A 23,951-nucleotide genomic window follows, 5' to 3' on the forward strand; every position below is an offset into this window, starting at 1 on the left:
GCAGCAGCAGGTCGGCCTGCCCAACGACGCCAACCAGGGACCATCCCCGCGGGTGCGGGGAGCAGGGGCAGCCCTTGACGCCGTGGATGACGCCGAGGGGACCATCCCCGCGGGTGCGGGGAGCAGCAGTACGACGATCGGTGCGCGCTCGAATCCCGGGGACCATCCCCGCGGGTGCGGGGAGCAGAAGGGGCGCGCGGCGACGACCTGCGCCTTCTCGGGACCATCCCCGCGGGTGCGGGGAGCAGACCTCTGGCCCTTCATTGCCCGTGCCCTTCGGGGGACCATCCCCGCGGGTGCGGGGAGCAGCAGCCCTGGGCGACATCGAACGCCTGAGGAAGGGGACCATCCCCGCGGGTGCGGGGAGCAGGGCACGGACGAGCAGGCCGACATGTACGAGCCGGGACCATCCCCGCGGGTGCGGGGAGCAGTGGTCGCTCTCGGGGTTGCTGGCGGAGTAGCTGGGACCATCCCCGCGGGTGCGGGGAGCAGCGCGCGCAGGGCGAGTCGGACTGGCCCGACCTGGGACCATCCCCGCGGGTGCGGGGAGCAGTACGGGCCGTCAGACGACCCGTGCGGGGACCCGGGACCATCCCCGCGGGTGCGGGGAGCAGATGTGGCTGAGGCGGTCGTCGCGCACGGTGGCGGGACCATCCCCGCGGGTGCGGGGAGCAGCAGCTGGTTCATGCGGGCCAAGAGCCCCCGCCGGGACCATCCCCGCGGGTGCGGGGAGCAGCACCAAGATCTGGACCGCCCTGCGCTGCCACTGGGACCATCCCCGCGGGTGCGGGGAGCAGACTGAATGACCTGCGACTTTATTGTCGCAGGTGCGTGGTATCAGTGACTTTTGCAGATTCGGGCGAATGGGGCATTGTGTCGTAACAGGTTCTGTGGTTGCGTCTCATGGGCTCAGGGTGAACCGGTCATGCTACGCCCTGAAGTTGCTGCTTTGGGTTGAACTCCTCAGCTTGCTCATTTTGAGGGTGAGGAGTCGGGCTTTCCGTGTATCAATCCCTCATGAGCGATGGGGGGACTGCTCGTGCGGGCCTGTTATGCCGCCTCGGTAAGGCGGCCCGGTCCGTGTGGGCGAAGCATGATCGGGACAGTGACGGCTGGCTGCCGTTGTGGCGGCACCTGGAGGACAGCGCCGCGGTGGCTGGCCTGTTGTGGGACCGTTGGCTGCCCGCAGCGGTGCGGAGACCGGTCGCCGAGGCGTTGCCGCGCGGTGAGGCGGACGCACGTATCCTCGCCGTCTGGCTCGCCGGGGTGCACGACATCGGCAAGGCCACCCCTGCCTTCGCCTGTCAGGTCGACCAACTCGCCGACCTGATGCGGAGCCAGGGGCTGGAGATGCGTTCGCCGAAGGCGATGGGCCCGGACCGTCGGATCGCACCGCACGGCCTGGCCGGGCAGGTACTGCTGGGGGAGTGGCTGGAGGAACGGCACCACTGGACGCCCGCTCGCACCGGGCAGTTCACGGTAGCCGTGGGCGGGCATCACGGTGTGCCGCCCGAGCACGGTCAGATCAAAGCCCTCTACGGCCGTGAGGAGTTGCTGCGCACACCCGGCGTGAGCAGTCGCGTCTGGCGGCAGGTACAGACCGAGCTGCTCGACGCCTGTGCCGAGCGTTACGGCGCCGCCGAACGGCTGGGGGAGTGGCGGACGGTCAGGCTCCCGCAGCCGGTACAGGTACTGCTCACCGCACTGGTCATCGTCTCCGACTGGATCGCCAGCAATCCGGACCTCTTCCCGTACTTCCCCGACGGCGCGTCCCGCAGCGACGAGGAACGTCTTGCCGCCGCCTGGCGAGGACTGGACCTGCCAGGTCCCTGGCGTGCGGAAGAACCGGACCGAAGCGCTCAGGAGCTGTTCGCCTCCCGATTCGAGCTGCCGCCGGGAGCGCGTATACGCCCGGTCCAGGAAGCCGCCGTGGAACTCGCCCGGGACATGGAGACGCCGGGACTGATGATCGTCGAGGCGCCGATGGGCGAGGGGAAGACGGAGGCGGCGCTCGCCGTGGCCGAGATCTTCGCGGCGCGCTCGGGCGCGGGTGGGGTGTTCTTCGCCCTGCCCACGATGGCCACCGGCAACGCCATGTTCCCGCGCCTGCTCCACTGGCTGGACCGGTTGCCGGAGGTGGCGGGCTCCCGCCACGCGGTGCACCTTGCTCACGCGAAAGCCGCTCTCAACGAGGACTTCGCCGGTCTGATGGCCCGGACGGCGGGACGGGTCGTGGCCGTCGACGTCGACGAAGTGACGCCCACGTCGACGGGGAAGCGGACAGCGCGGCACCAGCACCAGCACTACCGAGCGGCGCCCGAACTCGTGGCGCACGCCTGGCTGCGGGGCCGTAAGAAGGCCATGCTCGCCTCGTTCATCGCGGGCACCATCGACCAGTTGCTGTTCGCCGGACTGAAGAGCAGACACCTGGCGCTGCGTCACCTCGCCGTGGCCGGGAAGGTCGTCGTCATCGACGAGGCGCACGCCTACGACACGTACATGAGCGTGTACCTGGACCGGGTGCTCTCCTGGCTGGGCGCGTACCGGGTTCCCGTGGTGGTGCTGTCCGCGACTCTGCCAGCCTCCCGCAGACGTGCGTTGCTCGCGGCGTACGCCGGTGTGTCCGACGGCCCGACCGATGTGCCGACCGCGTCCGACGAGACGGACCCGTACCCCCTGCTGACCGCCGTCGCCCCAGGTGGCGGAAGTCCGCTGGTCCGCCTCCCGCAGGCGTCGTCCCGTTCGACGGACGTGCGGGTGGAGCCCCTCGCCGACGACCTCGGCCGCCTCGCCGACCGGCTGGAGAACGAGTTGGCGGACGGCGGATGCGTCCTGGTGATCCGGAACACGGTGAGGCGGGTGCTGGAGACGGCTCGCGTGTTGCGCGACAGGTTCGGTCCCGAGCGCGTGACCGTGGCCCACTCGTCCTTCGTCGACCTCGACCGAGCGGACAAGGACAGCACACTGCTCCGCCTCTTCGGGCCTCCCGGGAAGACGGACGACAGGCCCACGGGCCGCCACATCGTCGTAGCCAGCCAGGTCGCCGAACAGTCCCTGGACGTCGACTTCGACCTGCTGGTCAGCGACCTGTGCCCGGTCGACCTGCTGCTCCAGCGCATGGGACGCCTGCACCGCCACCCCCGCGGTCAGAAACAGGGGAAGCGACCCCGGCCGCCGCGGCTGCGGACCGCGCGCTGCCTGGTGACCGGAGCCGACTGGACGGCGGAGGTACCCGTCCCGGTGCGGGGGTCGGTCGCCGTGTACGGGCGGTACACCCTGCTGCGGTCGGCCGCGGTGCTGCTCCCTCACCTCGACGACGGGTCCCGGAGGCCGCTGCGACTCCCGGTGGACATCAGCCCCCTCGTGCAGAGCGCGTACGGCGAAAGCCCGGTCGGGCCGGACCACTGGCAGGACGCGATCAAGGAGGCCCGCGAGCAGTTCGAGCGCCACCGCGACGACCAGGCCGAGCGCGCCGCCGTGTTCCGCCTGGGAGAGGTCGGCGCACCGGGACGGCCGCTGTTCGGCTGGGTCGCCGCCGGAGTGGGAGACACCGACGACACCCCCGCCGGGCGCGCCCAGGTCCGGGACAGCCGGGACGGCCTGGAGGTCGTCGTCGTACAGCGGCGCGGCGACGGAAGCCTCGGCACCCTGCCGTGGCTCACGCCGGACGGCAGGGGGCGACAGCGCGCGGGTCTCGAACTCCCGCAGGACGCGACGCCGACGCGGTTCGCGGCCCGCACGGCCGCGAGCTGCGGACTGCGGCTCCCTTTGCAGTTCTCCGGGGAGACCATGGACCAGGCCATCGAGGAACTGGAGCGCCTGTATGTGCCCAAGTGGCAGGGAAAGGACAGCCTTTGGCTGTCCGACCAGCTGATCCTCGCTCTCGACGAGAACTGTCAGACCCACCTGGCAGGCTTCACACTCCGCTACAGCCCGAACGACGGCCTTGAGGTGACCCGTGACGCGGACGACTGAACCCCCGGGCGCCGGGGTGGACGAGGTGCTGTCCTTCGACCTGACCACCCGCCCCTGGATCCAGGTGCTGCGGCGGGACGGTTCTCAGGACGAGTTGTCGCTCAGCGAGGTCTTCGCGCAGGCCGATGACGTACGACGACTCGTGGGCGATCTGGCCACGCAGGAGTTCGCCCTGGTCCGTCTCCTCCTGGCCGTCGCACACGACGCCCTGGACGGTCCCGGCGACATCGAGAAGTGGGCGGAACTGTGGGAGGACCGCGGCTGTTTCGCTCCCGTCCCGGCGTACCTGGAGCAGCACCGTGCCCGGTTCGACCTGCTCCACCCGGTCACGCCGTTCCTCCAGACCGCTGGGCTCCGCACGGCGAGGGGCGAGGTGTTCTCCCTCAACCGCATCGTGGCCGACGTGCCCGCCGGGGAGCCGTTCTTCAGCGCGCGGGTGCCGGACGTGGGACGGCTGACCTTCGCCGAGGCCGCTCGCTGGGTCGTCCACGTCCACGCCTACGACACCTCCGGCATCAAGACCGGCATGGTCGGTGACGACCGGGTCAAGGGCGGGAAGGTGTACCCGCTCGGCACGGGCTGGGCGGGCGGGCTCGGCGGCGTCCTTGTGGAGGGGAACACGCTGCGCGAGACCCTGCTCCTCAACCTGGTGGCTGCGGACACCGTAGGGCTCGACTTCCCCTCCGACGACCAGCCCGCGTGGCGCCGTGAGCCCTGTGGGCCGGGTTCCGAGGGGCGGTCGGCGAGCGGTCTCCGTGACCTTTACACCTGGCAGTCGCGCCGGGTGCGCCTGCACTACGACACGGACGGCGTCCACGGTGTCGTCCTCGGCTACGGCGATCCGCTCGCCTTCCGCAACATGCACGGCCGCGAGCCGATGACGCCGTGGCGGCGCAGCCCCGCGCAGGAGAGGAAACTGGGTCAGTCACCCGTCTATCTCCCCCTCGAACATGACCCGGCCCGCTCCGCCTGGCGGGGTATCGACTCGCTCCTCGCTGACCGGCTGGAGGACGCCGGCGGCGCCGAGGGGCCCGCCCGTCTGCGGCCCCGGATCCTGGAGTGGATCGCCCGGCTGGTGACCGAGGGCCATCTCGGCCGCCGCTTCCTCGTCCGGGCACGGGTGGTGGGCGTCGCCTACGGAACCCAGCAGTCCGTGATCGACGAGGTCGTCGACGACCGCCTGCCGATGCCGGTCGTCCTGCTGCACGAGCAGGACCCCACCTACGCCCAGCAGGCCATCGCCGCAGCCGAGGAGGCCGACCGGGCGGTGCGGGCCCTGGGCGACCTCGCGGCCGACCTGGCCCGAGCCACCGGAACGGAACAGGAGGGGCCGAAGTCCGCGGCCCGTGCCGAGGGGTTCGACGCGCTGGACCAGCCGTACCGGGGTTGGCTGTCCGCCATGGTGGAGGCTCCCGATCCCTTCGAGCACCGGTACGCGTGGCAGCGGCAGGTACGGCAGACGGTGGGGCGGCTCGGCGACCGCCTCGTCGCCGCCGCGGGCGACGCGGCCTGGGAGGGGCGGACCCACACCGACGCCAAGGGCGCCACCCACTGGCTGAACGCGGGCCTGGCCGACGTGTGGTTCCGGAGGGGGCTGGCCAGGGCGCTGGGGGACCCCGGCGACGCCGACTCCGCGCCCCGCTCCCTCCACTCCGGCCACCGGTCGGCCGCTCCGGCGGACGAGGATCCGCCCCAGCCGGGCGAGCCCGGTCCACCCGGACCGGGCTCCAACACCCCGCCGGAAACCGATCACCCCGCGACCGCTCCAGAGGTGCGCGTATGACCACCCGAACCACCGCGACTAGCGCAACCGGCGCAACCGGCGCAACCGGCGCAACCAACACAACCACCGGTCTCACCAGCGGGACCACCACGACCACACCTCCCTCGGTTCAGGAGCAGGTCGCGGACCTCGCCGCCGCGCACATCCGCCCCTGGCAGGACGGCTACCTCAAGGACCGTTCCCCGGAGGTCGCCGCCCTCGCCCGGCTGCGCCGCGGCGCGGGCCGTGAGGCAGGCGAGCTGCCCGACCTGTGGAGCCTGATCAACACCGATCCGCTACACGCCCCGGCCCCGGGCACACGACCACTCAGTGAGCAGGAGCTGGTAAGCGCGGAGAACGCGCTGCACGCGGCCCTCACCCTGTGGGCGTTCCACCAGCAGTCCCGCGGCACCCCCATGCACCGGCGGCACACCCGGGAACAGCCGGGCGGTCTCGGCGCGGCGGTACGGCGCCTGATGCCCGCCGACGCCGTCGACGAACCCGCCCGCAAGCGGCTGGTCCGCGCGGGCACCGCCCCCGACCTCGTCATCCTCGCCCAACGGCTGCGCGACATCGTCGCCCTGCTGCGCCGCGAGGACATCCCGCTCGACTACGCCCTCCTCGCGGGCCAGCTCTACGTCTGGCAGTGGCCCGACGGTCCCGCCGCCGTCCGCCGCCGCTGGGGCCGCTCCTTCCACGAGCAGCGACGACCCAGGTCGGCGGCCCCCGACGACACCACCACCCAGGACACCGACAAGGACGCCTCGTGAACCGCATCTTCCTGGACGTGCACGCCCTCCAGACCGTCCCGCCGAGCAACCTCAACCGGGACGACACGGGCGCGCCCAAGACGGCCGTCTACGGCGGGGTCACCCGCGCCCGGGTCTCCAGCCAGGCATGGAAGCGGGCCATCCGCATCTACTTCGGCGACGAGCACCTCCTGGACCCCGCCGAACTGGGCGTACGGACCAAGAAGATCGTCGAACTGCTCGCCGACCGGATCACCGGACTAGACACCTCCCTCGAACGGGAGACGGCGTGGCAGCTCGCCGACGAGACGGTCAAGGCCGTGGGCTTCAAGACCGAGGTTCCCAAGCGGAAGGCCGAGCAGGCGAAGAAGGACGGCGGCCCCGCCCCCGCACCCGAGAGCAAGTACCTGGTCTTCCTCAGCTCCCGCCAGCTCGACGGCCTGGCCCGCCTCGCCCTCGAAGGGGCCGCCGACATCACGGCGTTCCTGAAGGTGAGGGAGAACAAGGCACGCGCCAAGGAACTCGCGGACACCCGGCACTCCGTGGACATCGCCCTGTTCGGCCGGATGGTCGCCAACGTCGCCGACATCAACGTCGACGCCGCCGTACAGGTCGCGCACGCCCTCAGCGTCCACCGCGTCGACAACGAGTCCGACTACTACACCGCCGTGGACGACGAGAACACCGACGAGGAGACCGGTGCCGGGATGATCGGCACCGTCGACTTCAACTCCGCGACCCTCTACCGCTACGCGGCCCTCGGCGTGCACCAGCTCGCCGCCAACCTCGGCCAGGGCCTGCGCGAGGAAGAACCGCGCACCGAGCCGGTACGCCGCGCCGTCGAGGCGTTCGTGCGGGCGTTCGTCGAGTCCCTCCCCACCGGGAAGATCAACACCTTCGGTCACCACACCGAGCCGGACGCCGTCGTCGTCAGGCTCCGCACCACCCGGCCGATCAGCTACGTCGCCGCGTTCGAGGACCCGGTCCGCGGCGACGGCGGCGGGCACCTGCGCGAGGCCGCCGACCGGCTCGCCACCTACGCCGCCGACGTCGAGCGCGCCTACGGCGACCCCGGGACCACACTCACCTGGGTCCTGCGCGTCGGCCCCGCCACGCGGAAGCTCGCCGAACTCGGCACCGAGACCGACACGCTGCCCGGGCTCGCCGCCGCCGTCGGCCAGGCCGTCGCCGAACGCCTGGAGAAGCCCGTATGAGCGGCGGCACCGGCGTGCTCGCGATCCGCCTGGCGGGGCCCCTGCAGTCCTGGGGAGTGTCCTCCCGCTTCACCCGCCGCACCACCGAATCGGCACCGACCAAGAGCGGAGTCGTCGGCCTGCTCGCCGCGGCGGCCGGCATCGAACGCGGCGACGACACACGTCTCACCCCGGTGGCGGGACTCCGGTTCGGGGTCCGCATCGACCAACCGGGCTCCCGCGTAAGGGACTTCCACACCGCCCACCACGGCGTCATCGGCGCGTCCATGCCGCTGTCCGAGCGGTTCTACCTCGCCGACGCCGTGTTCGTCGCCGCGCTGGAAGGCGACCACGCCCTGCTCACCGGGTTGCGCGACGCCCTGCGCGCCCCGGTGTACCCGCCCTACCTGGGCCGACGCTCCTGCCCGCCCACCGAACCGGTGGACCTCGGACTGTACGGGAACGCCCACGTCGAGGACGTCCTGACCACCTTGCCGTGGCAGGCGTCCACCTGGTATCGCAGGCGCCACCCGTCCCCGCGCACCCTGACCGTGCTGCGCGAGACCGCCGCCGACGAACCCGCCGACGTGGCGGACGTCCTGCGCGACCAGCCGGTCAGCTTCGACGCCGCGCACCGCAGGCACGCGCCACGCACCGTCGTCACCGCCGCCGTACCGACACCGGTCCCGTCGGGCGGCGGCAGCCCGTGGGAGGCCGCCCACGACCCGTTCGCCGCCCTGGAAGCCCTGGAAGCATTCGACGCCGTGGACGCCCCGGACGCCCCGGACGCCCCGGACGCCCCGGACGCCCCGGACGCCCCGGACGCCCCGGACGCCCCGGACGCCGTGGACGACCCGGGCGGCCTCAGTACCCCGGGTACCCCGGGTACCCTGGATGCCTCGGAGGGTGAGAGCGCCTGATGTTCATCTCCCGCTTCCGCGTCAACACGGCCCGGCCCGCCGCCCGCCGCCTGCTGTCCTCGCCCCAGGCCATGCACGCGGCCGTCATGTCGTCGTTCCCGCACCTCCTGCCCTCCAACACACCGGCACCCGACGCGCCACGCGTGCTGTGGCGTCTGGACCACCGGGCCCGCGCCGAGGTGCTGCTGTACGTCGTCAGCCCCGACCGCTCCGACCTGACGCACCTGGTCGAGCAGGCCGGATGGCCCGCCGTCGCCGACCCCGACAACCCCGGCTGGCAGTCCCGCCCGTACACCCCGTTCCTCAACCGCCTCACCGCAGGCGACCGCTGGGCGTTCCGCCTGACCGCGAACCCCGTGCACACCATCCGCCGCAAGGAGGGCGAGCCCCGCAAACTCACCGCCCACCTGACGCCCGCCCACCAGATGGGCTGGCTGCTGGACGAGGACCGCCAGAAGCGCCTCGGCTTCGGCGTTTGCGAGAAACCAGCCGACCGGCGCCTCCTGCCCGAGGGCACCACCCACCACAAGCGTCCCCACCCCGGCGACCGCTACGAGCTGGCCGTACGGGACACCCGGACCCTCTCCTTCGACAAGTCACGCGACTCCGGCAGCAGCCGCCGGGGCAAGCCGGTCACCGTCGTCACCGTCGCCTTCGAGGGACGGCTGGAGGTCACCGACCCCGACGCCCTGCGCCGCACGCTCACCCAGGGCGTCGGCCGAGCCCGAGCCTACGGCTGCGGCCTGCTCACCCTGGCACCCGTCACCCCGTCGGGGCGGCCAACGTCATGAGCACCGTTTCCCGGCGCCCGGCGCTGACTCCCCGGCAGCTCACCCGCACCGACGAACGCCTCTCCTTCGTCTACCTGGAACGCTGCACGGTCCACCGCGATGCCAACGCCATCACGGCCCAAGACGCGGAAGGCACCACCCACATCCCCTCCGCGACCATCGGCACCCTCCTCCTCGGCCCCGGAACACGCGTCACCCACCAGGCCATGAGCGTGCTCGGCGAGACCGGTGCCGCGGTCTGCTGGGTCGGCGAACAGGGCGTGCGCTACTACGCGTCCGGCCGCGCCCTCAGCCGCTCGTCCGCCCTCATGGAAGCCCAGGCCCGGCAGTGGGCCAACCCGCGCAGCCGTCTCGCCGTGGCCCGCGCCATGTACCGGCTCCGCTTCCCGGACGAGGACCCGACCGGCCTCACCCGTCAGGAACTCCTCGGCCGGGAGGGCAGACGGGTCAAGGACTGCTACCGCGCCCAGGCCGCCCGGACCGGCATCCCCTGGAAGGGCCGCCGCTACGTTCCAGGCGACTTCACCAGCGGCGACGCCGTCAACCAGGCCATCACGGCCGCCGCCCAGTGCATGTACGGCATCGCGCACGCCGTGGTCACCTCCCTGGGTTGCAGCCCCGCTCTCGGCTTCGTCCACTCCGGCCACGAACTGTCCTTCGTCCTGGACGTCGCCGACCTCTACAAGACGGAGATCGGCATCCCACTCGCCTTCGACGTGGCCGCACAGGACGAGGAGGACGTCGGTTCCCGCACCCGTCGCGCACTACGGGACCGCATCAACGAAACCTCCCTCCTGAACCGGTGCGTCGACGACATCAAGCACCTCCTGCTGCCGGAGGCGCCCGCAGCCTCCGACCTAGCCGACGACCGCGACGTGGTCACCCTCCAAGGCGACCACGGCCACCAGATAGCCTCCGGCGTCAATCACGACGGCCCCGAGGACTACGGAGCCGATCCCTGGTGACCGTCATCGTCCTCACCAACTGCCCCGCCGGACTACGCGGCTTCCTTACCCGCTGGCTCCTGGAGATCTCCGCAGGCGTGTTCGTGGGCAACCCCTCGGCCCGAGTCCGCGACGCCCTGTGGGAAGAGGTCCAGCAGTACGCAGGCCAGGGCCGCGCGCTACTGGCCCACACCACGAACAACGAACAAGGCTTCACCTTCCGCACCCACGACCACTCCTGGCACCCCACCGACCACGAGGGCGTCACCTTGATCCACCGCCCAGCACCAACCGCCCCCGCTCCCCGAGCGGACCCACCGTCAGGCTGGAGCAGAGCCGCCAAACGCCGACGCTTCGGAAGAGGCTAATGCCCAACAAGTCCTCAATGCTCGATATGCCGGACTCAACAAAAGTACCGAAAAACCACCCCCAGCCCCACTAAAAGCCCAGCTCACGAAGCGTGCTCCCCGCACCCGCGGGGATGGTCCCAGGCCGAGGGCTTGGGCGTGGGATATGGCGGCGTGCTCCCCGCACCCGCGGGGATGGTCCCCCGGAGACCGCAGCCGACGACCCCGGCGTCACGTGCTCCCCGCACCCGCGGGGATGGTCCCCAGTGGTCGACTGAGGTCGTGGTGTACGACACGTGCTCCCCGCACCCGCGGGGATGGTCCCGGACCATGGCCCCCACATCCGCGGGGCCGGTCGTGCTCCCCGCACCCGCGGGGATGGTCCCGAGTGCGAGCAGTGCGAGTACGAGGACTACTGGTGCTCCCCGCACCCGCGGGGATGGTCCCGCCTACGAGTGGGACGCGGCCTGCCTCCAGCGGTGCTCCCCGCACCCGCGGGGATGGTCCCATCATCGAGATCGCTACACCCTCCTATCAGGGGTGCTCCCCGCACCCGCGGGGATGGTCCCGCCTACGAGTGGGACGCGGCCTGCCTTCAGCGGTGCTCCCCGCACCCGCGGGGATGGTCCCCGCAGCGCGGGCAGCATCATCTGCCCCAGCGTGTGCTCCCCGCACCCGCGGGGATGGTCCCGGCCACCAACGCGGAGGCACGGACGCGCAGACGTGCTCCCCGCACCCGCGGGGATGGTCCCGTGTACGAGTGGGACGCGGCCTGCTTGCAGAGGTGCTCCCCGCACCTGCGGGGATGGTCCCAATGTGGCTCGCTGTTCCCCGTGACTGGGGCCTCGACCGCGTAGCACCGGGGCGGGCCCTGCTCCTCGTTCGTGCGCGCTCCTGCTCAGTGACTGCTCTCCGCCGCGTACCCGACGAACTCCGACCACGCGGCGGGTGAGGCGGCGAGGCGGGGGCCGGTCGGGTTCTTGGAGTCGCGGATGTGGATGGTGGTGGGCGTGGGTGATATCTCGACACAGGCCGAGCCCTCTTCACTGTGGGTCGACTTCTGCCAGGTCGGTTCAGACATGGTTCGTTCCTCAAGTGAACTGGGCGATCTGGTGGATGAGGTCGAGGGACGCGGTTGGCTCCAGGGTCACGGACTCCATCCGGTCCAGCACAAGCCGGTACTTTTCGAGCTGTCCTGCCGCGTCGACGAGTGTGCCGCCATGCGCCGTGTCCACCTCCACGGTGTCGAGGGTGGGTACCGGGCCGTGGAAGTAGTCCACAGCGTGACCAGTGGTGGGAAACGCGGTGCCGTCGAAGGGGATGACACGGAGCGTGACGGCTGGGTGCTCGCTCATCTCCGCGAGGTGACGCAACTGCGCCTTGGTCACCTCACGTCCCCCGAACTGCATCCGCAGGGCGGCCTCGTGGACGATCGCCGTGTATGGCGGTGGCTGCTCGCGGTGCAGGATGGCCTGACGCTTGATGCGGTGGGAGATGCGGTACTCGATCTCATGGGGACGCAAGGGGGGAACCGCCTGGCGGAACAGTGCACGGGCGTGTTCCGGGGTCTGGAGCAGGCCGGGGATGTTGATGACCTGAGTCACGCGCAGGGCCGAGGCGTGGTGTTCCAACTCGGCCAGGTCCAGAAGACGGGCTGGCAGGTTGTCGCGGTACTCCTCCCACCAGCCGCGCGTTCGGTCGGCGGCCATGGTGGCGAGGGCGTCGACCAGGGCCTGGTCGGCGCAGCCGTAGATGTGGGCGAGCGCGTGTACGCGGTCCGCGCTGACGCCGAAGCGGTTGGCCTCGATGTTGCTGAGCTGGCTCGGAGTCGTGCCCAGGGCCTGGGCGGCCTCGGCGGCGGTCATGCCCGCCCGCTCCCGGAGCCGGCGGAGCTCTATACCGATACGGAGTCGGCGTGCCGTGGGGATGGGCCTGGGGGGCATGTCCTCACTCCGTTCGTACACCTGGCGTAGAAGTCCCTCACAAGAAGGGAGTTGCTGAAGGTTTTGCTCATCTATGCAAAACGTTCAGTGAGTGGAGTCTACGGTGAGACCCGAGCCGCTCGCGCCGACCGGTAAGCCGGAAGCGCACCGCGCCAGCCTGCCCACGCGCGGCACTGCCACCGCACGGACGGATCGGGCAGCACGCCAAGTCCTCTCACCGCAGGAGCCCTTCATGGACACCGTATCCCCGCCCGACACCTGGACGTACGCCCTTCGCCTCCCCCATGACCCCCGCGCCGCACGGGTCGCACGGATGACCGTGCGGGGCGCGCTCACCGGGCACGGGAGAGGGGAACTCCTCGACACCGTGGAGCTGTTGGCTACCGAACTCGTCACCAACACCTACCTGCACACCGACGGGCCCGCCTCCCTCCGGCTCACCGCCCTCCCGGACGGGCGGTTGCGCGTCGGGGTCTGGGACAGTCACCCGCACGTCCCCGCGCCGCTCCGTGGCCCCGCGCCGCTCGGCGCCGAGAGCGGGCGTGGGCTGCGGCTCGTGCGGGAGTGTGCCGACTCCTGGGGTGGCTGGTCGCTGGGGGAGGACGGGGTCCTTGGGTGGTCGGCGGGGAAACTGCTCTGGTTCGAGGTGGGAGGCCGTGGATGACGGACCGGTCGTCGGTCTACGGTCGGAGGACCGGGGCCAGCGCCCGCCGCAAGTCCTCCGGTGTGCGGAAGCGCACCCCCCGCATCCCCAGCCCCACCGCCGCCTCCACGTTCTCCCGCGTGTCGTCCACGAACAGGCACCGCTCCGGCCGCGCACCCGCCCGTTCCGCCGCCAGTGCGAAGATCCGGGCGTCGGGCTTGGCCAGGCCCACGCGGGCGCTGCTCACCACGTGGTCGGCGAGGTCGGTCAGGCCGAGGGAGGCCAGGTCCTCCTCCAGTTGGAGGGTGGCGTTGGTGAGCAGGACCAGCGGGACGTGTGCGCGGGCCGCGCGGAGCAGCGCGACCACCGTCTCGTCGGCGTGGAAGGGCAGGTGGGCCAGGGTGCGGGCCAGGTCGAGGGCCTGGTCGGCGGGGACCAGGCCGGTCAGGGCCTCCGCCACCGACTCCGCCCACTCCTCCTGCGTGATCCGGCCGAGGAGCAGGGGGAGGTCGTTCTCGGGGGCGAAGGCGACCTTCGTCGTCGTGCCCTCGGTGAGGCCGAGGGCACGTTCGCGGGCGAGCAGCTCCGTGGGGTCGTAGAAGCGGATGACGTTGTCGACGTCGCAGAGCACGGCGTCGAACGGGACGTCGTCAGTCACTCGACACCGTGACCTTCTCGTCGTTCTTCAACTGCTCCACCAGCGTCTTCACCTTCGCCTTGTCCCAGACGAGGTTGCCGCCGGTCGAGCCGGAGATCGGCATGTTCATGGAGGTGCCGTCGCCGCCGCTGACGCCCTTCATCGCCCAGAACATCGAGGCCAGGTCGAACAGGCCCATGTCCTTGTCGACGATGAGGGAGTCCAGGCCCGCGCCCATGGTCGGGTAGAGCTTGAAGGGGTTCAGGACCGTGCCGGGCGTGGCGACCTGGTTGGCCAGGGCGGAGAGGAACTTCTGCTGGTTCTTGGTGCGGTCCAGGTCGGATCCGGCCAGCGCGTACCGGGTACGGACGAAGGCCAGGGCCTCCTCGCCGTTCAGGGTCTGCTTGCCCTTCTTCAGGTTCGCGCCGGACTTGGTGTCCTTGATGTCCTGCGGGATGTCGATCTCGACGCCACCGACCGCGTCCACGATGTTCGCGAAGCCCGCGAAGCCGATCTCCACGTAGTGGTCGATCCGCAGGCCGGTGTTGAACTCGACGGTGCGGACGAGGAGTTCCGGGCCGTCCTCCGCGTACGCGGCGTTCAGCTTCGTGTGCCGTCCGGTGCCCTGGTAGGTCTTGCCGGACTCGGAGCCCTTGAAGGTCGGTATCTCCACGTCGGAGTCGCGGGGGAGGGAGACGAGGGTGGAGCCGTTGTCGCCGGTGTGCAGGATCATCATCGAGTCCGTGCGCTTGCCCTCGGCGGACCCGGTGTGCAGTTCCTTCTTGTCCTCGGCGGACATGCCCTCGCGGCTGTCGGAGCCGACGATCAGGTAGTTGGTGCCCTCACCCGCCTCCGGCCGGTCGATCACCTTGGACAGGTCGACCTCGCGGTTGAGCTTGGAGTCGGCCCAGAAGTAGGTGCCGACGGTGGTGGCCAGGAGGACGGTCACCACCGTGATCGACGTGATCTTGATGCGGCGGCGCCAGTCCGGCGCGGGACGTGGCTCCCCCATGGCGCCCCCGCCTCCGCCCCCGCTCGCGTCGCCCGGACCCCGGCCGCCCGGGGCGCCGTACACCTGGCCGGTGTTGTACCCGCTGTCGTAGCCGTCATACCCGCCGGCGTCCCCCTGGCCGCCGTTCACGTACGACGGCTGCTGCGGGACACCGCCCGGAGGGCCCCCGGGGGGCGCCGAGGGACCGCGCCGCACCTGGCGCATCACGCGGGCGCTCTCCGGCTGCGCGCCGGAGCTGCCGCGTCCGTACCGGGTGCCGCGGTTGTCGTCGGACCACCCCTGGGGCCAATCGTTCATGCGCCCAGTGTGCCGGTCGCTGCTGTGGTCCTTACAAGGGATGACGAGAAATAGGGGCGCCGCTGTTGCGAAGCTGACACAAATCGCCCCGCTGCCGCTTCCGCATAAGGTGGAGGCCATGACAGACCAGGCCAGCGCCCCGGAGCCGGAGACCCCGGGCACCCCGGACATAGCCGACGTTCCCGCCGCCGCGGAACTCCCCGGGAAGCCCACCTCCGCCTCGCGGACCACGCTCAGCCACATCATGACCCAGGGCGACACCAACCTCCTGGGCACCGTGCACGGCGGTGTGATCATGAAGCTCGTCGACGACGCCGCCGGGGCCGTCGCCGGGCGGCACAGCGGCGGTCCCGCCGTCACCGCGTCCATGGACGAGATGGCGTTCCTCGAACCCGTCCGCGTCGGTGACCTCGTCCATGTGAAGGCCCAGGTCAACTGGGTCGGACGGACGTCCATGGAGGTCGGCGTGCGGGTCCTGGCCGAGCGGTGGAACGAGTCCGCGCCGCCCACCCAGGTCGGCTCCGCCTACCTCGTCTTCGCCGCCGTCGACGCCGACGGCAAGCCCCGCCGCGTGCCGCCCGTGCTGCCGGAGACCGAGCGGGACAAGCGCCGCTTCCAGGAGGCCCAGATCCGCCGCACCCACCGGCTGGCCCGGCGCCGCGCGATCATGGAACTGCGGGCCCAGCGGGCCGCCGAGGGGATCGAGGACTGAGCCAGCCCGCGGTCAGGTGATCTTCAGGAGCACTTCACCTCGTCGCCCCGGACCACCCTCGCCTCGCCCTCCGCGGGGCGCTCCCGCGCCCGTACCTTCCGGACCTCCCGGAAGTCCCTCCCCACGATCACCTTCAGCGTCGCCCCCTGCCCGCGCACCGCGCGCAGCTCGCTGCCCGGCAGGGCCGCCGCGAGGGACTTGGCGGAGCGGTCCCAGCGGGGGTCGTAGGCGACGACCGTGCGGGTCACGGCGGTGTCGTCGGCGTTCACCGGCATCCCGGTCGTACGGAAACCGGCCGCCGCGAGCGCGGTGTCGACGCGCTTGCCGAGTCCGGCGGTCACGGTGCCGTTCTCCACCTGGACGCGGATGTCCCGGGGCGGCACCTCCACCTTCGGCACCGACGACGTCCTCGGCCGCTGGGAGGAGAGCGGGCGGTCCTCGCGCAGGGCGCGGAAGAGGCGGCCCGCCTTCACCGGGTCCCACTTCAGCGTCGAGCCGATGCCCTTCACGGCGTACCCCATCTGCCCGATGGGGACGGTGGTGAACTCCGAGGAGGACGGGGAGAAGTTCCGCATCGCGCGGCCCAGGGCCAGCAGTTCGTCCGTGCCGAAGCCCTTGTCCGCGCGGACCGAGCCCAGCACCGCGCGGGTCACGTCCCGGAACTTCATCGGGTTGAGCAGGACCCCGGAGGACGTCGCCCGGTCCACCAGCGCGGCGAGGAACCGCTGCTGCCGTTCCATCCTCCCCAGGTCGGAGGCGCCGTCGACATGGCGGGCGCGGACGTACTGGAGGGCCTGGCCGCCGTTCATGTCGTGCGTCCCGGCGGGCAGGTCGAGGCCGGTGTAGGAGTCCTTGAGGGGCTTGGGGGTGCACAGCCGCACCCCGCCCAGCACGTCCACCGTCTTCATGAAGCTGATGAAGTCGACCTCCAGGTAGTGGTCGATCTTCACGCGCGTCATCTGCTCCACCGTCCGCACGGTCAGCTGCGGGCCGCCCTCCGCGTACGCCGCGTTCAGCTTGACCGGGTGCGGGCGGTGCCGTTCGCCGGTGGTGGCGTCGGTGTGGGCGGGAAGCTCGGCGTAGGAGTCGCGCGGGAGGCTGACGACGCTGGCCCGCTCCCGGTCCGCGGAGATGTGCACGATCATGATCGTGTCGGTGCAGTGGCAGGGCGCCCCGCCCAGCCGGTACTTGCGCCGTTCCCGCTCCGAGATCCTGTCCCGGCCGTCGGTGCCGACCAGCAGGACGTTCATGCCGTGCCCGGCGCGCGGGCGGTTCTTCATGTCGCGGAAGGCGTCCACGCGCGCGATGTCCGACTCGAGGCCCGTCAGGACCGCGTGCCCGATGCCCGCCGCCGCCAGCACCACCACCGACAGCGTCGTCACCGCCCGCATGGCCCAGCGCGGACGCCTCTTCCGTACGGGGGGCCGTCCCGCGCGGCGTGGCTGCGGGCGGCGCGGCGGTCGGGCGGGGGACCGGGGCGGGGTGGTGCGGGGCATGGGGGACACCTCCGGGGCGGGCGCCGGGGCCGGGGGCCGGGGCGGCGCTCGGGCCGTGCGTGGGGACCACCCAGGTGTGCGGAAGGGAGATCCGTGAGCACCGTAGGCCCATACGATCGGCTGCCCGGCTTACCACCCCCGCGGCGCGCACCGGCGTCCCCCGTTCGCGGTAACGTGAGGCCCTTATGAACGCCAAGTCCGACGTGCAGCTTCCGCCCGTGTCCGTCATCATGCCCGTCCTCAACGAGGAGCGGCATCTGCGCGGCGCCGTCCGAGCGATCCTCGCCCAGGAGTACGACGGGGAGATGGAGGTCGTGATCGCCCTCGGTCCGTCCACGGACCGTACGGACGAGATCGCCGCCGAGCTGGTCCGGGAGGACCCGCGCGTCCACACCGTCCCCAACCCGACCGGCCGCACCCCCGCCGCGCTGAACGCCGCGATCAAGGCGTCGCGGCACCCGGTGGTCGTCCGCGTCGACGGGCACGGCATCCTCTCGGCCGACTACATCGCCACCGCCGTACGCCTCCTGGAGGAGACCGGCGCGCAGAACGTCGGCGGCATCATGCACGCCGAGGGCGAGAACGACTGGGAGCACGCCGTCGCCGCCGCGATGACGTCGAGGATCGGCGTCGGCAACGCCGCCTTCCACACCGGCGGGCAGGCGGGCCCGGCGGAGACGGTGTACCTCGGCGTCTTCCGCCGCGAGGCCCTGGAGCGGCAGGGCGGGTACAACGAGGAGTTCATCCGCGCCCAGGACTGGGAGCTGAACTTCCGGATCCGTGAGGCGGGCGGGCTGATCTGGTTCTCGCCCGAGCTGCGGGTGTCGTACCGGCCGCGGCCGAGCGTGCGGGCGCTGGCCAGGCAGTACAAGGACTACGGCCGCTGGCGGCACGTCGTCGCCCGCTACCACTCCGGCTCGATCAACCTGCGCTACCTCGCCCCGCCCGTCGCGGTGTGCGCGATAGCCGCGGGCGTGGTGGTGGGCGCGCTGCTGACGCCCTGGGGCCTCCTGGTGCCCGGCGGCTACCTCGCGGCGATCGTCGCCGGGTCCGTTCCGGCGGGCAAGGGGCTGCCGTGGAAGGCGCGGCTCCGGATCCCCGTCGCTCTGGCGACCATGCACATGTCGTGGGGCTGGGGCTTCCTGACCAGTCCGAAGTCGCTGGCCAGGAAGGTCATCGCCAGCCGCCGCCCCGCGGTGCGCGGCGCGGACACCGCAGAGCTGAGCTGAGCTGAGCCGAAGCCGACCCGGGGACCCGGTCTACGCCCTCACCAGCTGTAGTCCGGGTCCACGTGCATACAGGCCGTGTCGTCGGCGCCGTTCAGCACGTCGGCCGTGTCGGGCGTCGTGTCGTCCCGCTCGGGTGCCTCGTACGGCGTGTCCTCGCGCCAGTCGGCGCCGACGACGAGCGTGACCCCGGAGACCTCCGTGGACCGCTTCACCGCGCTCAGCGGGATCCCCAGCGACTTGGCCACCGCCTGCGCGTCGCCCTCCAGGTCCGCGCTCGGGTAGCGGACGACGGTGGTCTCCTCGCTCAGGACGGTGGACCCGTCCGCCACGGCACCGGTGAAGCCCTGCTCGACCAGTTGCCCGGCCACGCCGGTCGCCCGCCCGCCGGCGGCGGCGAGGGTGTCGGTGCGGGTGCCGTTCTGCACCCGGACGGCGATCTCGGCGTCCGGCGCGGCCGGGTCGTCGGAGACCTCGTCCTTCTCCGGCTTCTTCCTGGCGTCCTTGCCGTCCAGGGCGATGTCCTCGCGGACCAGCCGGAACAGCTGCTCGGCGTCCTCCGTCGGCTCCACCCGGCTGCCGACGTAGCGGTTCGGCATCGTCGTCATGGTGATCCGCTCCGGCTCCACCGTCCGCAGCTCGTTGCTGAGGTCGTAGAGCTTCTTCACGGTGTCCAGGCCCGGGTCGACGGTGAGTGCCCTGGTGGCCTCCTCGGCGAGCCTGCGCAGCTTGTTGGGGCTGCTCAGGGTGGCGTTCTCGCGCAGCACCCGCACCATCGAGGACATGTACATGTGCTGGGCCTTGGCGCGGGCGAGGTCGCTGCCGTCCTCGAAGCCGTACCGGGTGCGCAGCCACTGGAGGGCCTGCTCGCCCTTGACGGGGTGCGTGCCCTTCGACAGCCGCAGCCCGGAGCCGTGGCCCTTGCTGTCCCGGGAGTGGATGTTGGCGTCCACGCACACCGGCACCCCGCCGACGGCGTCCGCCATCGACACGACGCCCGCGAAGTCGACCATGACGAAGTGGTCGATGTGGATGCCGGTCAGCTCCTGCCAGGTGGCGACGGTGCAGCCCGGCCCGCCGTGGCCGAGGCTCTCGTTGGTCATCGCCCGTCCGACGCTGGCCGGGTAGACCTGGCCGTCGTCGGGGTCGGTGCACTTCGGTATCTGCAGGAGTGTGTCGCGCGGCATACTCACCACCGACATGTTGGACCGGTCCGCGGACAGGTGCAGCAGCATCTGGACGTCCGCGAGCGGCGTCGAGCCGAACGTCTCCCGGGCGCCGCCGAGTTTCTGGTTCGCCTCGGTGTCCCGGGCGTCGGAGCCGATGAGCAGGATGTTCAGCGGGGTCTGCCCGGCGGCGTTCGGGGTCGGCTCGGCCACCTTGCTGTCGCCGAGGTTGAGGTCGTCCTGCCTGATGTTGCCGTTCAGGTGCCGGTAGTACAGGTACCCGGCACCCGCGGTGCCCAGCACCGCCACCGCGACCACGACCGCCGTCCAGCGCAGCACCCGCCAGCCGCGTGAGCGGCCCCGGCCGCCACGCCGCCGTCCACGGCCGTGGCCCCCGCCGTTCCCACCGTCTCCGCCGCGGCGGTCTGTGGCGGGCTCCGCCGTCTCCGCCGCCTCCTCCGCCGCGAGAGGCATGGTGTCCTCCGCCGAAGGCGCCGAAGCCCCGTCCTCCCGCACTACGCTGCGCGCCAACGCCTGCCCCTCCCGGCCCTGCACCCGACACGGGTCCGTCCCGCGTCAAGTCAGACGCACGAGGGACCCGTTGGGTTACCCCTCAATTTGCGGTCGTCCGGTCACCGTCTGTCAGAAACGGTGGTCCTGTGGACGGGACCTCTCGGCGTCAGCTGGCGCAGACGACCTTGTCCGCCGTCGACTTGTCCACGTTCGTCGCCGTCGGCGCGGTGAGCGAGACGCCCGCGCCCTTGAAGTCCTCGCCCAGGGTGAGCGTCATCGTCGGCAGGCCCTGGGAGTTCTCCACGCTCTCGCCCTGCTTCATCGCCGCGCCGGACAGCCCCATGATGGCGGCGAGGCGGCGGGCCTGGTCGGCCTGGTCGGGCGCGTACTCCAGCGTGGTCTTGCTCAGCTTCTGGTCCGCGTTGCCCGCGTTCTCGGACTTCGTGACACCCTCTTCGAGCTGGAGCCAGTTCAGCGTCTCCTGGGCGGACCCGGAGGGCGCGCCGCCGTTGAGGATCCGGACCCGGACCTCGGACGCCGCCGACTTGGTGCCCTTGAGGCGGGCGGCCACCGCGGCCTTCTCCTTCTTCTTCTTCGCCTTCACCTCGGTGAGGGAGATGTCGTTCTTGATGGTCTCGAAGACGGCGGGGGCCTTGGCCTCGTTGAGGACGACCGTCGCCTTCACCGTCTCGGCCGGGTTGTCGACCACCGGGACCGTGGTGAACGACAGGTTCTTGGTGTTGAGCTTGCCCAGTTCGAGACCGAGGTCCTTCAGCTTGCCGATGCTGTCCAGCTGGGAGTCCACGGTCAGCGCCTCGGTGCCCGCCTCGGCCAGCTTCAGCATCTTCGACGGGTTGGTGAGGGTGTCGTTGGACTTCAGCTTGCGCATCAGCGCGCTCAGGAACTGCTGCTGGAGCGCGATCCGGCTCAGGTCGCCGCCGGTGCCCACCGAGTAGCGGGTGCGGACGAAGGCCAGCGCGTCGTCGCCCTCGATGGTGTGCGTGCCCTTGGGCAGGTTGAGGTGGGACTTCTCGTCGTTGATGTCCTTGGCCAGGCACACCTCGACACCGCCGACCGCCGACGTCAGCGTCTTGACCGCGTTGAAGTCGGCGACCATGAAGTTGTCCGGCGTGATGCCGGTCAGCTCGGTCACCGTGCGCATGGTGCAGCTCGGCGTACGGCCGCTCTGGCCCAGGCTGGTGTTGAAGCGGACGCCCTGCGAGCCCGGGATCACCTCGGTGGAGCCGTCCTCCTGCTCGGTGGGGCAGTCGGGGACGTCCACGATCAGGTCGCGCGGGATGCTCAGCGCGGTCGCGTTGGAGCGGTCCTTGGAGACGTGCAGCAGGATCGTGGTGTCGGCGTGCCCGACGCTGCCCTTGTCGCCGTAGGACTCGTTGCCCTCGCCGGTGCGCTTGTCGGTGCCGATCAGCAGGATGTTGATGGCCTCGTCCTTCTTGAAGCCACCGGTGCTCGCGCCGTCGTCGGAGACGGAGGTGATGTTGTCGTTGAGGTGCTTGATGTAGAGGTACCCGGCACCCGCGGCGGCGACCACCACGAACGCCATGGTGCCGCCGGTCCACATCAGGATCTTCTTCGCCCGTGACTTCTTCACCGGCCGACGGCCGCGCCGCCCGGGCACCGGCTCCTCCGGCGCGCCCCGCCGTCTGCGCGGTGCCGGAACGTCACGGCTGGGGGTGCGGGCCGGGGTGTCGGTGTCGAGCCCGTCGGCCGCGTCGGCGGCGGGGGGGCGCGGGCTCGCCCTACGGGGGCGTGGCGGGCCCCCGGCGCGGCCTGGCGTGGGGGAGGATGCGCTGCGGGGTCCGGGCACCGGTGATTGCGGTGCGGAAGGGGACAGTCGCAGTTCGTATTCGCCGGTGTCCGGATTGAGTACCCACTGGTCGGCGGGATCGATGTCGTCCGCCCGCCCACGGCCTTGCGCGTCCACGGTTGTCTGAATCCTCCGTCGGGGCCACGCGGCGCCTTCCCCCTCGTAGGCGCTCGGGTCTCGTACAAACGGTGCGCGGCCCCTGGATGGCCTTTCACGGCCGGGAGCCGGGTGCACCGGGTCGCTCACACTATCCGCCCAGCTCAGCGTCGAGCGACGACGGTGACCCATTCCACGTCCCTACAACTGGGCAAATTCGCCCAATTCCTGGAGCGGATGTTCGTCGCCTTGGCAAGGGCTTGGCGAGCCTTTTACTCGCAGACGTCCTCGGCGGCCGTGTTCCCGCGGAAGGTGGGCGCGGGGGAAACGTCGTTTCGGGTGCTGCGTCCTGTTCCTGCGTGCTGGCCGACATCGTACGACGACGGATCCGAATCTCCGTACGAGAAGCCGCTTTCGGGGGAATTCCGCGCATTGTCCCCCGCCACGGCCACCGGGGCGTCCCTGCGCAGCCGCGCGAAGAGCCGTTCCGCCTCCGGTTCGACGAGCTGGTCCCGGTTGCTGTCCCGGACGTACGCCTCCCGCGGCACGGTCAGGAACTGCACCCGTTCCGTGGGGATGTCGCGTACACCCCGTACGAGTTCGTACAGACCGCGCAGGCTGGCCAGCCCCGGGTCGGTGGTGAGCGACGACGTCGCCGCGTCCAGCACCGGGTACAGCTTCACCGGGTTCAACAGGACGTCGTTCCCGCGCACCTTGCTCACCAGCGCGCCGAGGAACCGCTGCTGGCGCTCCATGCGCTCGGTGTCGCTGCCGTCGCCGAGGGTCTTGCGGACCCGGACGTAGCCGAGCGCCTGCTCGCCGTCGAGCCGCACCCGGCCCGCGGGCAGCCGCAGCTTCGCCGCCTTGTCGCGGATGGGCCGCTCCACGCAGACCTCCACACCGCCGACCGCGTCGACGATCCGCTTGAACCCCTGGAAGTCGACGACCATGTGGTGGTCGACCCGGATGTCCGTCAGCTTCTCCACCGTGCGGATGGCGCAGGCCGAACCGCCCACCTGGAAGGCGTAGTTCAGCATCGCGAACATGGGCCGGGTGCGGGAGCCGTCCGGCCTGCGGCACCCCGGCACGTCGACCATCAGGTCCCGGGGGAAGTGCACGGCGGTGGCGCTGCGCCGCCCGCCCGACAGGTGCAGCAGGATCGTGGTGTCGGAGCGTTCGGTCCCCGGGTCCCGCCCGTAGCGGGCGTTTCCGGCGCCTCCCCGGGTGTCCGACCCGATGACGAGGATGTTCTGCGCGTCCTTCACCAGCGCGGTGGGCCGCTCCTTCTCGAACCGCGCCAGCTCCGCCGCGGCGGCCTCGTCGGGCGTGATGTTCCCGTCCAGCTTGGTGTAGACGCCCCAGCCGACCCCACCCGCGACGACGACAGCCAACGCCGCACCGGCCGCCACCCACCGCCCCCAACGCCGCCGCCCCCCTCCCCCCACGGCCGACGCCCCGACCCCCGGCCCGAGCGGCACCCCGCCATGATCGGTCACCACGAGTCCACCCCTCACACAGCCGAGCCCACGGGTTGACGTCACTGACGCACGCGCACAGCCGCATACGTCCACTTACGACGATGGGGGGTGGGGGGTGGGGGTGCGGGGTGGGGTGGGCTGAACGGGTGACGGGATGACTGGTCCGCGCGGGGGCACCCCACTGCGCGAGGCGCCCCCGCGCGCCAGCACGCACCGGCGGTAC

General features: G+C 71.5%; 18 protein-coding genes, 1 pseudogene and 2 CRISPR repeat arrays (1 of these 21 only partly in view). Of the genes and pseudogenes, 11 read left to right on the top strand and 8 right to left on the bottom strand.

All coding sequences use genetic code 11. The annotated features are described in order from the left end of the window. A CRISPR array of direct repeats spans positions 1-797; the repeat unit is 29 nt; unit sequence GGGACCATCCCCGCGGGTGCGGGGAGCAG; it begins 330 nt to the left of the window's first position. A gap of 220 nt (positions 798-1,017) precedes the next feature. The 8 genes and pseudogenes from cas3 to cas2e all read left to right on the top strand — a co-directional run bounded on the left by cas3 (position 1,018) and on the right by cas2e (position 10,702). Next, positions 1,018-3,975 carry a CRISPR-associated helicase Cas3' gene (gene cas3, locus ABZ659_RS10780; RefSeq protein ID WP_360216213.1) on the top strand — a complete coding sequence of 986 codons (2,958 nt, stop codon included), beginning with the start codon at positions 1,018-1,020 and terminating at the stop codon, positions 3,973-3,975. Then, positions 3,959-5,758, top strand: a complete 1,800-nt coding sequence (gene casA / locus ABZ659_RS10785; RefSeq protein WP_360216216.1) for a type I-E CRISPR-associated protein Cse1/CasA — start codon at positions 3,959-3,961, stop codon at positions 5,756-5,758. Before cas3 ends, casA begins: the two co-directional genes overlap by 17 nt. After that, a complete protein-coding gene (gene casB / locus ABZ659_RS10790) occupies positions 5,755-6,507 on the top strand; it encodes a type I-E CRISPR-associated protein Cse2/CasB (protein ID WP_360216219.1) in 753 nt (250 codons plus the stop codon). The genes casA and casB overlap by 4 nt, the downstream gene beginning before the upstream one ends. Further along, a complete protein-coding gene (gene cas7e, locus ABZ659_RS10795; protein ID WP_360216222.1) occupies positions 6,504-7,700 on the top strand; it encodes a type I-E CRISPR-associated protein Cas7/Cse4/CasC in 1,197 nt (398 codons plus the stop codon). Before casB ends, cas7e begins: the two co-directional genes overlap by 4 nt. Further along, a pseudogene (gene cas5e, locus ABZ659_RS10800) lies at positions 7,697-8,443 on the top strand (type I-E CRISPR-associated protein Cas5/CasD); the annotation flags it as partial. The gene cas7e and the pseudogene cas5e, both read left to right, overlap by 4 nt. A 155-nt stretch (positions 8,444-8,598) precedes the next feature. Then, a complete protein-coding gene (gene cas6e / locus ABZ659_RS10805; RefSeq protein WP_360216224.1) occupies positions 8,599-9,390 on the top strand; it encodes a type I-E CRISPR-associated protein Cas6/Cse3/CasE in 792 nt (263 codons plus the stop codon). Further along, entirely contained in the window at positions 9,387-10,355 is a 969-nt protein-coding gene (gene cas1e / locus ABZ659_RS10810; RefSeq protein ID WP_360216227.1) for a type I-E CRISPR-associated endonuclease Cas1e, read from the top strand. Before cas6e ends, cas1e begins: the two co-directional genes overlap by 4 nt. Next, positions 10,352-10,702 carry a type I-E CRISPR-associated endoribonuclease Cas2e gene (cas2e, locus tag ABZ659_RS10815; protein WP_360216230.1) on the top strand — a complete coding sequence of 117 codons (351 nt, stop codon included), beginning with the start codon at positions 10,352-10,354 and terminating at the stop codon, positions 10,700-10,702. The genes cas1e and cas2e overlap by 4 nt, the downstream gene beginning before the upstream one ends. Positions 10,703-10,794: 92 nt before the next feature. Continuing rightward, positions 10,795-11,494: direct repeats of the CRISPR family, unit length 29 nt; unit sequence GTGCTCCCCGCACCCGCGGGGATGGTCCC. A gap of 85 nt (positions 11,495-11,579) precedes the next feature. On the opposite strand, the gene ABZ659_RS10820 is transcribed toward cas2e, so the two are convergent. Together ABZ659_RS10820 and ABZ659_RS10825 are read right to left on the bottom strand one after the other, a co-directional pair. Beyond that, complete coding sequence (locus ABZ659_RS10820) at positions 11,580-11,762, bottom strand: DUF397 domain-containing protein (protein ID WP_360216232.1); 183 nt, start codon at positions 11,760-11,762, stop codon at positions 11,580-11,582. Positions 11,763-11,772: 10 nt separating this feature from the next. Further along, positions 11,773-12,624 carry a helix-turn-helix transcriptional regulator gene (locus ABZ659_RS10825; protein WP_360216234.1) on the bottom strand — a complete coding sequence of 284 codons (852 nt, stop codon included), beginning with the start codon at positions 12,622-12,624 and terminating at the stop codon, positions 11,773-11,775. A gap of 232 nt (positions 12,625-12,856) precedes the next feature. On the opposite strand from ABZ659_RS10825, the gene ABZ659_RS10830 reads away from it, so the two are divergent. After that, a complete protein-coding gene (locus ABZ659_RS10830) occupies positions 12,857-13,288 on the top strand; it encodes an ATP-binding protein (RefSeq protein WP_360216235.1) in 432 nt (143 codons plus the stop codon). Positions 13,289-13,304: 16 nt separating this feature from the next. On the opposite strand, the gene ABZ659_RS10835 is transcribed toward ABZ659_RS10830, so the two are convergent. Both ABZ659_RS10835 and ABZ659_RS10840 read right to left on the bottom strand, forming a co-directional pair. After that, on the bottom strand, positions 13,305-13,925 hold the full coding sequence (locus tag ABZ659_RS10835) for an HAD-IA family hydrolase (RefSeq protein ID WP_360216238.1): 621 nt from the start codon (positions 13,923-13,925) through the stop codon (positions 13,305-13,307). Then, positions 13,918-15,213 (bottom strand): LCP family protein, encoded by a 1,296-nt coding sequence (locus ABZ659_RS10840; RefSeq protein ID WP_360216241.1) that lies wholly within the window; start codon positions 15,211-15,213, stop codon positions 13,918-13,920. Before ABZ659_RS10840 ends, ABZ659_RS10835 begins: the two co-directional genes overlap by 8 nt. Positions 15,214-15,331: 118 nt before the next feature. On the opposite strand from ABZ659_RS10840, the gene ABZ659_RS10845 reads away from it, so the two are divergent. Continuing rightward, complete coding sequence (locus tag ABZ659_RS10845) at positions 15,332-15,925, top strand: acyl-CoA thioesterase (RefSeq protein ID WP_360216244.1); 594 nt, start codon at positions 15,332-15,334, stop codon at positions 15,923-15,925. Between the two features lie 23 nt (positions 15,926-15,948). Here ABZ659_RS10845 and ABZ659_RS10850 read toward each other — a convergent pair whose 3' ends face one another. Next, positions 15,949-17,421, bottom strand: coding sequence for an LCP family protein (locus tag ABZ659_RS10850; protein ID WP_360216247.1), 1,473 nt, complete (start codon positions 17,419-17,421; stop codon positions 15,949-15,951). A 185-nt stretch (positions 17,422-17,606) separates the two neighbouring features. On the opposite strand from ABZ659_RS10850, the gene ABZ659_RS10855 reads away from it, so the two are divergent. Continuing rightward, entirely contained in the window at positions 17,607-18,650 is a 1,044-nt protein-coding gene (locus ABZ659_RS10855; protein ID WP_360216249.1) for a glycosyltransferase family 2 protein, read from the top strand. A 38-nt stretch (positions 18,651-18,688) separates the two neighbouring features. Here ABZ659_RS10855 and ABZ659_RS10860 read toward each other — a convergent pair whose 3' ends face one another. The 3 genes from ABZ659_RS10860 to ABZ659_RS10870 form a co-directional block, all read right to left on the bottom strand. Further along, positions 18,689-20,287, bottom strand: a complete 1,599-nt coding sequence (locus ABZ659_RS10860) for an LCP family protein (RefSeq protein WP_360216251.1) — start codon at positions 20,285-20,287, stop codon at positions 18,689-18,691. A 205-nt stretch (positions 20,288-20,492) separates the two neighbouring features. Further along, on the bottom strand, positions 20,493-22,271 hold the full coding sequence (locus ABZ659_RS10865) for an LCP family protein (protein ID WP_360216253.1): 1,779 nt from the start codon (positions 22,269-22,271) through the stop codon (positions 20,493-20,495). Positions 22,272-22,522: 251 nt separating this feature from the next. Beyond that, positions 22,523-23,695 carry an LCP family protein gene (locus ABZ659_RS10870; protein WP_360216346.1) on the bottom strand — a complete coding sequence of 391 codons (1,173 nt, stop codon included), beginning with the start codon at positions 23,693-23,695 and terminating at the stop codon, positions 22,523-22,525. Between the last annotated feature and the right edge of the window lie 256 nt (positions 23,696-23,951).

It is taken from the genome of Streptomyces sp. NPDC006997 (assembly GCF_040635175.1).
Lineage (GTDB): Bacteria > Actinomycetota > Actinomycetes > Streptomycetales > Streptomycetaceae > Streptomyces.